Raw genomic sequence first — 10,693 nt, forward strand, 5'->3', positions numbered from 1 at the left:
GCACTAACCGCAAAACACGCTATCGTGCAGACGTTGCGCACGCAGCATCATTGCTTCGAATTTTTCACAAATCGTACGACGTATTCGCGGAGGACCGATGGCCGATCCGTTTCTTTCCGAAGTCCGCATGATGTCGTTCGGCTTTGCGCCCAAGGGTTGGGCATTTTGCAACGGCCAACTGCTTCCCATCGCTCAGAATCAGGCACTGTTCTCGTTGCTAGGTACGACCTATGGCGGGGACGGGCGCGTCACTTTTGGCCTGCCCGACCTTCGAGGCCGGGTGCCGATAAGTATGGGCCCCGGCTATACGCTCGGCCAACGCGGCGGCGAGGAGAGCCACACGCTCACGATCAACGAGATGGCGCAGCACAATCATTTGGCCAACGCCACCAACAGCAACGGTAGCCAGCCGCTCGATTCGGGGGCCTATCTCGGTGCCTTCAACAACGGCTACAGCACGTCGACGACCGACATCACCCCGCTCAATCCATTGACCGTGGGCAATGCCGGCGGCAGCCAGGCCCATCAGAACATGCAACCGTTCCTGACGATCAATTTCAGCATTGCCCTCCAGGGCATTTTCCCCTCGCAGAATTGACGAGAAGCGCCGATGTCAGAATCCTATTTAGGCGAAATCCGTATGTTCGGCGGCAGCTTTGCCCCGGTCGGATGGAATTTCTGTGACGGCAGCCTGTTGGCGATCTCCCAGTACGACGCGCTGTTCAATCTGATCGGCACCACCTATGGCGGCGATGGCCAATCCACCTTCGCGGTCCCCGATCTGCGCGGCCGTGTGCCAATCCACACGGGCACCGCCAGCAGCGGCACGACCTATGCCATGGGGCAGACTGGCGGCGTCGAAAACGTAACACTCACGACGCAGACGATCCCGCAGCATTCGCACGCCTTCATCGCCGCGAAGCAGACCGGCACCGCGTCGAACCCGCAGGGAAATATTCTCGATCAGACGACCGGCACAATCGCGATGTATATCGACGGCCAGCCGCCCGACGGGCCCATGGCAGGCGGAATGCTGACGAATACCGGCGGAAACCTGCCGCACAGCAATTTGCAGCCGCTGCTTTGCGTCACCTTCATCATTTCGCTGTCCGGCATTTTCCCGAGCCAGGGCTAGGAGCGCGACACCATGGCCGACCCCTTCGTCGCCGAAATCCGCATCTTTCCGTTCAACTTCGCTCCCAAGGGCTGGGCCTTCTGCAGCGGCCAGATCCTGCCGATCTCGCAGAACACGGCGCTGTTTTCGCTGCTCGGCGTCACCTATGGCGGCAACGGCACCTCGAATTTCGCGCTTCCCAACATGCAGGGCAACGCACCGCTGGCGCCCGGACAGGGCCCGGGGCTGTCGCTGTATGACCTCGGCGAGACCATCGGCTCCCCCAATGTGACGCTGCTGCAAAACCAGATACCGCAGCACAACCACCCCGTGAACGTCGGTACTCAGGACACGGCCGACGTTCAAGTCCCGAGCCCGACCCGCATCCTCGGCAAATCGGCCAACGCGTTCGCCTACGTGCCCGGGAGCCCGGCGCCAACACTGACGCAGATGAACGCCACCATGATCGGCATGACGGGCGGCAACCTTCCGCACAACAACATGCAGCCTTACCTCACGCTGAACTTCTGCATCGCACTGCAGGGTGTCTTCCCGGCGCGAGGCTGAGCTCGTTTTGGCTCTCGACGCACCAGGCACCATTACGCCCGCCTTCGGCTGGGCGCGCGCGGCCGAAGTCGGTTGCGGCTTTCGCCGCCTGTCGGAGGCGGACCTGCCGTTCCTCCGCCGCCTCTATGCCTCGACGCGCGCCGAGGAACTTGCGCCGGTGCCGTGGAGCGAGGCCGACAAGGCCGCCTTTCTCGAGCAGCAATTCCGCGCCCAGCACGCCCACTACCAGCAGCACTATCCGAACGCCGATTGGCTGGTGGTCGCGCGCCAAGGTGAAGACGTCGGCCGGTTCTATCTCGAACGCTGGCCGAGCCAGCACCGCATCATCGACATCGCCTTCCTGCCGGAGCATCGCGGCAGGGGCTACGGCGAAGCGTTGCTGCGCGACGCGATCGACGAGGCGAAGGCCGCCGGCAAGGACGTCTCGATCCACGTCGAGAAGCTCAACCCGGCGATGCGGCTCTACCGGCGGCTCGGCTTCATCACCGAGGAAGACAAGGGCGTTTACGACCTGATGCGCTGGCGGGCGGCAGAGCGTCAGGTGAAGATCGCCTGATAACCATTGCCGTCCGCGACCGGACCGATCGGCACCAGGAACATCTCGATCACGCCCAATGCCGGATGCCGCACCGGATAGATCGCCTGCGGCAGCCACGCGCCCTTCGGCGCCGTGAACAGCAGCGAGAACGCGCCGCCCGGCCGGCCGCTGTTGCCCGCGGGCTCGACCTTGGCGAGCTTCAGCGGCACGACGCGATCCCTCTCCGCCTGCATCGCGAACTCCGCATCTTGATGCGGCGTGAAGTCGTCAATATGCAGTTTCGCGAGATCGACGGTCGATGTCATGCGCACGTCCCTGTTGCTTTCGAGGTGTAACACACGCCGCGATGTTGCCGTCAAGATTTCTGCCGGTCATCCGATTTCGACCTGAAGCTTTCACCGTCATTCCGGGGCGCCCTCTGCTTCCAGGGGGAGGCAAGTAAACGCAAGACTCGGATGCAACGCGCCGCGAGGATGCGGATGTATGACTCACGCGAGCGCCACATATTCGATGTCGTCCCGGGCAAGCCAACGGGTCGGCGCGAAGCGCCGCCCGATGACAGGCTCCGCGCGACCCGGGACCCATAACCACCGATGCCAATTGTTTAGCCAGCGCTCGGGCCACAGCTCACTTCAACAACGCAACCCTGTGGTTATGGGTCCCTGCTTTCGCGGGGACGACAGCGGAATGGGCGGCGCGACCGCATCAAACCACCGGCAGGACCCTGATGACGGCCCCGATTTCCTCCGCTAACCTCGCCGCAAAGGTCCGCCAGCAAGGCGGACCGTGTTGAGGGAGGACAGGCGCGTGCATCGAGGCCGTGTCGTATTCGGCGCCATGGACGAGGTCGTGTTCGGGCGGCCCGCGCGTGAGGCCATCGTCGAGCAACTGGACCGGATTGGCGCCGAGCGCGCCTTTCTGATGGTGTCGGGCACGCTGAACCGCGAGACCGACGAGATCGAAAAGGTTCGCGCGGCGCTTGGGCGCCGCTGCGTCGGCACGTTCGACAAGATGCCGGCGCATACGCCGCGCGCCGCGGTGATCGCGGCGGCGGAGCAGGCGCGCGGCGCGAAAGCGGATTTGATCGTCACGATCGGCGGCGGCTCGATCACCGACGGCGCCAAGGCGGTGCAGCTTTGCCTCGCCAACAACGTCACGACGTCCGACGGCATCGAGACGATCCGCACCCATGGCGGCGTCTCGCCCGCGATGAACCCACCGACCGTGCGCCAGATCAGCGTGCCGACCACCATCGCCGGCGGCGAGTTCTCGTCGATCGCCGGCGTCACCAACGAGGCCAAGCGGCAGAAGGAGATGCTGCGCCATCCGCTGGTGATGCCGCGTGCCACCATCCTCGATCCGGAACTGTCGGTGCACACGCCGGAATGGCTGTTCCTGTCGACCGGCATCCGCGCCGTCGACCATTGCGTCGAAGGCATCTGCTCGCGCGAGGCGCATCCTTATGGCGATGCGCAGGCGCTGAAGGGGCTGGAGATGCTGGCGGCCGGCCTGCCGCGGGTGAAAGCCGACCCGAAGGATATTTCGGCGCGAATGGATTGCCAGATCGGCACCTGGCTCTCCACCGGCCCGCTCGCCTCGGGTGTGCCGATGGGCGCGAGCCACGGCATCGGCTACGTGCTCGGCGCCGAATTCGACGTGCCGCACGGCTATACCTCGTGCGTGATGCTGCCCGCGGTGATGCGCTGGAACAAGCGCGACAATGCCGACCGGCAGGCGCTGGTCGCGGCCGCAATGGGACATGCGGGCGCGGACGCCGGCGACGTGCTCGACCGCTTCATCCGCGACCTCGGCATGCCGCGCACCCTGCAGGAGGTCCACGTCGGCCCCGAGCATTTCGACCGCATCGCAAAGCAAGCGATGCGAACGCCCTGGGTGCCGCGCAATCCGCGCAAGATCGACGATCCATCCCAGGTTCGCGAGATTCTGGAGATGGCTGCATAGAGCGTTTTCGAGCGAAGTGTGTACCGGTTCGCGTGAAGGAAACGCGTCAAACGAGAACAAGCACGATCAAGGGGGATCTGGAGTTCGATGTACACCGGCAAGCATGCTTACCTGCGCCCGCTGCAACCCGCTTTCATCATGGCCGGGACTGGCGAGACCGTCACCTATCGTGAGCTCGAGGCACGCTCCAACCGGCTCGCGCATCTGTTCCGCAAGCAGGGGCTGCGGCGGCTCGACCATTATTCGATCTTCATGGAGAACACCAACCGCTACCTCGAGGCCTGCGGCGCCGGCGAGCGCGCCGGGCTCTACTTCACCTGCGTCAACTCCTACCTCACGGCGGGCGAACTCGCCTACATCCTGACCAACAGCCAGTCGCGGATCCTGATCACCTCGAAGCTGAAGCTCGACATCGCGCGCGAGGCGCTGAAGGAGTGCCTGCGGGTCGAGCTCTGCATCGTGGTCGACGGCGAAAGCGAGAGCGATCGCATTATCGGACTGCGAGAGGCCACCGCAGGCCTGCCGTCAACGCCGATCGCGGACGAATTTGCCGGCACCGCGATGCTGTATTCCTCCGGCACGACCGGCCGGCCCAAGGGCATCGTGCGGCCGCTACCGGAGCAGCCGCCGTCGCAGAACCTGCCGCTGTTCGATTTCCTGACCAAGCTTTGGCACTACCGCGAGGGTATGGTCTACCTCTCGCCGGCGCCGCTCTACCACTCGGCGCCGCAGGCCGCGGTCAATCTCACCATCCGGATGGGCGGCACGGTCGTCATCATGGAGAGCTTCGACCCGGAGCGCTATCTGCAGCTGGTCGAGCAATGGGGCATCACCCACAGCCAGCTGGTGCCGACCATGTTCTCGCGTCTGCTGAAACTGCCCGAGGAGGTTCGCGCCCGCTACGATCTGTCGACCCTCGAGATCGCGATCCATGCCGCCGCGCCCTGCCCGGCGCTGGTCAAGGACGACATGATCAAATGGTGGGGCCCCATCATCCACGAATATTACGGCGCGACGGAGGGGCTCGGCTTCACCGCCTGCAACAGCGAGGAGTGGCTCGCGCATCGCGGCACCGTCGGCAGGGTCCTGCTCGGCGATCTGCATATCCTCGACGAGAACATGCAGCCCTGCCCCAAGGGAACGCCGGGCACCGTGTGGTTCAAGACCGCCACGCCATTCGAATATTTCAACGACCCCGCCAAGACCGGCGAGGCGCGCTCGGCCGACGGCAGCATGAGCACGGTCGGCGACGTCGGCTATGTCGACGACGACAACTTCCTCTATCTCACCGACCGCGCCACCTTCATGATCATTTCCGGCGGCGTGAACATCTATCCGCAGGAATGCGAGAACCTCCTGATCACCCATCCGAAGGTCGCCGACGCCGCGGTGTTCGGCGTGCCCAATGTCGATCTCGGCGAGGAAGTGAAGGCGGTGGTGCAGCCTATCGACGGCATCGCGCCGGGGCCGGAGCTCGCCGAGGAACTGATCGCGTTCTGCGCCGGCTCGCTGTCGCGCCAGAAGGTGCCGCGCTCGGTGGATTTCGAGGCCGAGCTGCCGCGGCTGCCGACCGGCAAACTCTACAAGCGCCTGCTGCGTGACCGCTATTGGGGCAACAAGACCTCGCGGATCGTGTGAGCGGCGGTGCGGCATCCGGACTGATGCTGCCAACCAAGCCGACGGACGCAACGGACTCGCCGGTCGCGCGGATTTCGCGCTATGCTCCGGGATCGTAAGCCAGCTTCGCCGGAGGCCGCCATGCCATTGCCCCAGCCGCGCGAGCCGGAGCCGGTGCAGGCCGGAAGGCTCGAATTCACTGCCGCCGAGATCGGTGCACTCGCCCATCTCTATCGTGGCGAGATCTATCGCAGCACGGTCTGGCGCACCCGTCTCGACAGCTCGACCAACTGGGCGGTGGTCACGACCGGGATCGCGCTGTCGGCGACCTATAGCAGCGCAGAGGCTTCGCCCTTGCCGATGGTCCTGGTCGGACTGCTGGTAACCGTGTTCCTGCTATTCGAGGCGCGGCGCTATCGCTATTTCAACGTCTGGCGCGCCCGGGCGCGGTTGCTCGAAACCGATTTCTACGCGCCGATGATCCGCGGCGAGGGCCCCACACCGAACGCAGCCTGGACCGAACTGCTCGCCAACGACTACCGCCGCCCCAGCTATCACATCAGCTATGTCAGAGCGATCGGCCGGCGCCTGCGACGGACCTATGGCTGGATCTTCGCGATCCAGGCCATCGCTTATTACGGCAAGCTGGCGATCCACCCGCTGCCGCTGACCACGATGGGCGCGATCTGGGACCGCGCTTCGATCGGTCCGATTCCAGGAACCATCGTGATTCTGGCCGGTATCGCCTTCCACTCCAGCTGGGCGCTGTTCGCCTTCATTACACATCGCATCGAGGTCGCCGACCGGCGCACGCGGCACAATCTGATCGCAATGGGCTGAGGGGCCGCGTTGCCGATGGCGGGCTTTTCCCCTAACCTCGCCGCAACAACAAAGAAAAGGGAGGACTTGCGATGGAAGTGATCCCACTGAAACCTGGCTTCGGTGCCGAGCTGCGCGGCGTCACGCTGTCGGACGTTGCCGCCAGCGATACCGCCTATGCGGCGGTGCGCGCGGCGTTCGAGGAACATTCGGTGCTGGTGTTCCGCGGTCAGGAGGTCAGTGACGACATCCAGCTCGCCTTCTCGCGCCGGTTCGGTCCGCCCGAGGTGACCAAGGTCGGTTCGATGGGCACCGGTTCGCATTTCGTGATCCTCTCGACCTTCGGGCCCGACGGCAAGGTGGTTCCATCCGATCACCGGCAGCAGCTGCGCGCCAGGGCCAACCAGCTCTGGCACACCGACTCTTCCTTCAAGCAGGTGCCGGCGCTGACCTCGATCCTGTCGGCGCGCATCATTCCTGAACATGGCGGCGAGACCGAATTCGTCTCGATGCGGCTTGCCTTTGAGCGGCTCGACAAGGACGCGGCAAGTCGGCTGGAGAACGCGTTCGCCTGGCACTCCTACGCGCATTCGCGCAGCAAGGTGGCCACCGGCCTCGCAACGACTGAAGAAGTCGACGCGCTGCCGCCGGTATGCTGGCGCATGGTCTGGCGCAATCCCATCAACGGCCGTGGCGCGCTGTATCTCGCCTCCCATGCCTATGGCGTTGAGGGCATGGATGCCGAGGCCGGCAGGGCGCTGATCGAGCAATTGACCGAAGCCGCGACCGCGCCCGGCGTCAGCTATCTGCATCAATGGAAGCAGGGCGACGTCGTGATGTGGGACAACCGGGCCACCATGCATCGCGGCCGCCCCTGGCCGGCGCATGAGGGCCGCCTGATGATTCGCACCACGATCTCGGCGACCGAGGCCGATGGCGTCGCCAACATGCACCTGCCCTCGCCGCAGGCGGCTGAGTGAGGTGAATGCGAATGTTTCCCCGTCATCCTGAGGTGCGAGCGGAGCGAGCCTCGAAGGATGCACGGCCGCCAGCTGGGCCGTCGATCCTTCGAGACGCGCTTCGCGCTCCTCAGGATGACGGAGAGCGTGTGCAGTGCGCGGCTTACATCGGCGACATACTGTCGCTGATTGCAGCCCGCTTCACGCCGCATACATCGGCGTCGGCAACCGAATTCAAACGGAGATTCGCCGCTGCATAGCAAAACAACCCAGGTTCCCCGCAATCACAGCCATTATTCCCGATCCGTGGAAATTTTAATGTTGTGGGGTCATCCGAATTGCCAATCCCCGCGCGATCCTCGCTGGTTGCCCGACAGCCTCACCGTGGTATCGTCGATGCCAATCGGCCATTGAGACCGAAATGTGGGAGGGGACCATGCGGAGCGTGCAAGCGCTGGCCGTCGCGGTGTTGTCTGTGCTGATCATCAGCGACATTTCACGCGCAGCCGAGCCGAAACCGGGCGGTATCTTCAGGATCTATCACCGCGACAGCCCCGGCAGCGCCTCGATCCACGAGGGCGCGACCTATTCGCTGAACGTTCCGTTCATGCCGATCTTCAACAATCTCGTCATCTTCGATCAGCACATCGCCCAGAACAGCACCAGCACGATCCGGCCCGAGCTTGCGGAAAGCTGGGCCTGGAGCGGCGACAACAAGACGCTGACCTTCAAGCTGCGCAAGGACGTGAAATGGCACGACGGCAAGCCGTTCACCGCCGCCGACGTCAAATGCACCTTCGACATGCTGATGGGCAAGTCGCAGCAGAAGTTCCGGCAGAACCCGCGCAAGTCCTGGTACGAGCAAGTCGAAGAGGTCGCGACCAACGGCGACTATGAGGCGTCGTTCAAGCTGAAGCGGCCGCAGCCGGCGCTGCTGTCGCTGCTCGCCTCGGGCTACTCGCCGGTCTATCCCTGCCATGTGTCGCCGGCCGAGATGCGCACCAAGCCGGTCGGCACCGGCCCGTTCAAGTTCGTCGAGTTCAAGGCCAACGAATCGATCAAGCTCACCAAGAACCCGGATTACTTCAAGAAGGGCCTGCCTTATCTTGACGGTATCGAGTTCACCATCATCCCGAACCGCTCGACCGCGATCCTCGGCTTCGTCTCCGGCAAGTTCGACATGACGTTCCCGACCGAGGTCTCGATCCCGCTGCTCAAGGACGTCAAGTCGCAGGCGCCCAATGCGGTCTGCGTGGTGGAACCGAACAACGTCTCCACCAACATCATCATCAATTCGACCGCGCCGCCGTTCGACAATCTCGACATCCGCCGCGCGCTGGCGCTGGCGCTCGACCGCAAGGCGTTCATCCAGATCATGTTCGAAGGCCAGGGCGACATCGGCGGTACCATGGAGCCGGCGCCGGACGGGCTGTGGGCGATGCCGAAGGAGATGCTGGAGCAGATCCCCGGCTACGGTCCCGACATCGAGAAGAACCGCGAGGAAGCCCGCAAGCTGATGCAGAAGGCGGGCTATGGCCCGGACAAGCACCTGCAGATCAAGGTCTCGACCCGCAACATCGCGGTCTATCGCGATCCCGCGATCATCCTGATCGACCAGATCAAGAGCATCTACATCGACGCCGAGCTCGACGTCGTCGACACCGCGCAATGGTTCCCGAAGATCGCCCGCAAGGACTATTCGCTCGGTCTCAACCTCACCGGCAATGCCGTCGACGAGCCCGACCAGTCGTTCTACGAGAACTACGCCTGCGGCTCGGAGCGGAACTACACCAACTATTGCAACAAGGAGATCGAGAAGCTGTTCGACCAGCAGTCGGAAGAGACCAACGTCGACAAGCGCAAGAAGCTGGTCTGGGAGATCGACAAGAAGCTGCAGGAAGACGTCGCGCGTCCGATCATCTTCCATGCCCGCACCGGCACCTGCTGGCAGCCTTACGTGAAGAATGTCACGATCATGTCCAACAGCTCCTATAACGGCTATCGTTACGAAGACGTCTGGCTGGACAAGTAGGCCTAGCGTTTTCGGGCGAAGTGGATACCGATTCGCGCAAAGAAAGCGCGTCGGAAGACAAGACACAGGCGGGATCAAGGAGAGAGCCAGGGTGTTTGCCTATATCGTGCGGCGGCTGTTCCTGATGCTCGTGACCCTGTTCGGGATCTCGGTCATCATCTTCGTGCTGCTGCGCGTCGTTCCCGGCAACATCGTCGATATCCTGTTCGACGCCGCGGGCTTCGTCGACCCCGCCGACAAGGCCAATCTCGAGCGCGAGCTGGGCCTCAGCCAACCGATCGTGATCCAGTATCTGCACTGGATCGGCGGCCTGCTGCACGGCGATCTCGGCTATTCCTACGTCTCGGAGAAGCCGGCGCTGGAGGAAATCCTGCCGCGGATTCCGATCACCGCGCGGCTGGCGGGGCTGGCGCTGCTGTTCTCCGCCTCGATCGGCATTCCGCTCGGTGTCATCAGCGCCGTCCACCAGGGCTCACGGCTCGATTATGCGCTGCGCGTCGTCAGCCTCAGCGGCCTGTCGCTGCCGTCTTTCTGGCTCGGCCTCTTGATCTTGATGGCCTCGGTCTCGCTGTTCGGCACCATGCCGATCTTCAATCCGAACCCGAAAACCTGGCTCGAGGCGCTGACCATCTATGCGGTGCCGGCGATGGCGGTCGGCTTCCGCAGCGCGGCGCTCACCATGCGCATCACCCGCTCCTCGATGCTGGAGATCCTGCGCCAGGACTATATCCGCACCGCGCGCGCCAAGGGCGCCTCCGAGGCCTCCGTGAACTATCACCACGCGCTGAAGAACGCGGTGCTGCCGGTCATCACCGTGATCGGCATCGAGGCCGCGTTCCTGATCGGCGGGCTTATCGTCACCGAGACCGTGTTCAACATCCCCGGTATCGCCCGCTTCCTGGTCGAGGCGCTGCGCTGGCGCGATTACCCGATCGTGCAGAACCTCGTGATGTTCATCGCCGTCGCGGTGGTCGTCGTGAATTTCATCGTCGACATGCTCTACGCGGCGATCGATCCACGTATCCGGTTTGGAGACTGAGCATGATCCGGAAAAGTGAGAACCGGTTTTCCCTGCGACAAACGCA

Annotated in this window: 11 protein-coding genes; 10 read left to right on the forward strand and 1 reads right to left on the reverse strand. The window is 63.8% G+C overall.

Annotation, left to right across the window (positions count from 1 at the left end):
• The first annotated feature begins 97 nt into the window (after positions 1 to 97).
• From I6F38_RS23865 to I6F38_RS23880, 4 genes are read left to right on the forward strand one after another with little or no spacing between them, the layout of a single operon-like run.
• The gene (locus I6F38_RS23865; RefSeq protein WP_225162022.1) at positions 98 to 598 is read left to right on the forward strand and encodes a tail fiber protein; all 501 of its coding nucleotides are present in this window, start codon (positions 98 to 100) and stop codon (positions 596 to 598) included.
• Between the two features lie 12 nt (positions 599 to 610).
• A complete protein-coding gene (locus I6F38_RS23870; RefSeq protein WP_076834878.1) occupies positions 611 to 1,135 on the forward strand; it encodes a tail fiber protein in 525 nt (174 codons plus the stop codon).
• A gap of 12 nt (positions 1,136 to 1,147) precedes the next feature.
• A complete protein-coding gene (locus I6F38_RS23875) occupies positions 1,148 to 1,681 on the forward strand; it encodes a tail fiber protein (protein ID WP_057021215.1) in 534 nt (177 codons plus the stop codon).
• A gap of 7 nt (positions 1,682 to 1,688) precedes the next feature.
• Positions 1,689 to 2,237: a GNAT family N-acetyltransferase gene (locus tag I6F38_RS23880; RefSeq protein WP_225162023.1), complete on the forward strand. Its 549-nt coding sequence runs from the start codon at positions 1,689 to 1,691 to the stop codon at positions 2,235 to 2,237.
• Here I6F38_RS23880 and I6F38_RS23885 read toward each other — a convergent pair.
• Positions 2,219 to 2,524 carry a hypothetical protein gene (locus I6F38_RS23885; RefSeq protein ID WP_225162024.1) on the reverse strand — a complete coding sequence of 102 codons (306 nt, stop codon included), beginning with the start codon at positions 2,522 to 2,524 and terminating at the stop codon, positions 2,219 to 2,221. The genes I6F38_RS23880 and I6F38_RS23885 overlap by 19 nt on opposite strands.
• A 502-nt stretch (positions 2,525 to 3,026) precedes the next feature.
• Between I6F38_RS23885 and I6F38_RS23890 the strand changes: the two genes are divergently transcribed.
• From I6F38_RS23890 to I6F38_RS23915, 6 genes are all read left to right on the forward strand, one after another.
• Positions 3,027 to 4,181 (forward strand): iron-containing alcohol dehydrogenase, encoded by a 1,155-nt coding sequence (locus I6F38_RS23890; RefSeq protein ID WP_225162025.1) that lies wholly within the window; start codon positions 3,027 to 3,029, stop codon positions 4,179 to 4,181.
• Positions 4,182 to 4,268: 87 nt separating this feature from the next.
• Positions 4,269 to 5,819, forward strand: a complete 1,551-nt coding sequence (locus I6F38_RS23895) for an AMP-binding protein (protein WP_225162026.1) — start codon at positions 4,269 to 4,271, stop codon at positions 5,817 to 5,819.
• 81 nt (positions 5,820 to 5,900) lie between these two features.
• Positions 5,901 to 6,638, forward strand: a complete 738-nt coding sequence (locus I6F38_RS23900) for a DUF2270 domain-containing protein (protein WP_225162027.1) — start codon at positions 5,901 to 5,903, stop codon at positions 6,636 to 6,638.
• Positions 6,639 to 6,709: 71 nt separating this feature from the next.
• Positions 6,710 to 7,597 (forward strand): TauD/TfdA family dioxygenase, encoded by an 888-nt coding sequence (locus tag I6F38_RS23905; RefSeq protein ID WP_225162028.1) that lies wholly within the window; start codon positions 6,710 to 6,712, stop codon positions 7,595 to 7,597.
• A 415-nt stretch (positions 7,598 to 8,012) separates the two neighbouring features.
• Positions 8,013 to 9,608 (forward strand): ABC transporter substrate-binding protein, encoded by a 1,596-nt coding sequence (locus I6F38_RS23910; protein ID WP_225162029.1) that lies wholly within the window; start codon positions 8,013 to 8,015, stop codon positions 9,606 to 9,608.
• A 91-nt stretch (positions 9,609 to 9,699) separates the two neighbouring features.
• A complete protein-coding gene (locus I6F38_RS23915; RefSeq protein WP_225162030.1) occupies positions 9,700 to 10,647 on the forward strand; it encodes an ABC transporter permease in 948 nt (315 codons plus the stop codon).
• Positions 10,648 to 10,693 lie beyond the last annotated feature (46 nt).

This window comes from Bradyrhizobium sp. BRP56 (assembly GCF_020194035.1).
GTDB lineage: Bacteria > Pseudomonadota > Alphaproteobacteria > Rhizobiales > Xanthobacteraceae > Bradyrhizobium > Bradyrhizobium australafricanum.

Excerpts from the sequence above, each read along its gene's own strand:
- I6F38_RS23865 (WP_225162022.1), top strand. The coding sequence starts at position 98 with ATGGCCGATCCGTTTCTTTCCGAAGTCCGCATGATGTCGTTCGGCTTT.
- I6F38_RS23870 (WP_076834878.1), top strand. The coding sequence starts at position 611 with ATGTCAGAATCCTATTTAGGCGAAATCCGTATGTTCGGCGGCAGCTTT.
- I6F38_RS23875 (WP_057021215.1), top strand. The coding sequence starts at position 1,148 with ATGGCCGACCCCTTCGTCGCCGAAATCCGCATCTTTCCGTTCAACTTC.
- I6F38_RS23885 (WP_225162024.1), bottom strand. The coding sequence starts at position 2,524 with ATGACATCGACCGTCGATCTCGCGAAACTGCATATTGACGACTTCACG.
- I6F38_RS23895 (WP_225162026.1), top strand. The coding sequence starts at position 4,269 with ATGTACACCGGCAAGCATGCTTACCTGCGCCCGCTGCAACCCGCTTTC.
- I6F38_RS23900 (WP_225162027.1), top strand. The coding sequence starts at position 5,901 with ATGCTCCGGGATCGTAAGCCAGCTTCGCCGGAGGCCGCCATGCCATTG.
- I6F38_RS23905 (WP_225162028.1), top strand. The coding sequence starts at position 6,710 with ATGGAAGTGATCCCACTGAAACCTGGCTTCGGTGCCGAGCTGCGCGGC.
- I6F38_RS23910 (WP_225162029.1), top strand. The coding sequence starts at position 8,013 with ATGCGGAGCGTGCAAGCGCTGGCCGTCGCGGTGTTGTCTGTGCTGATC.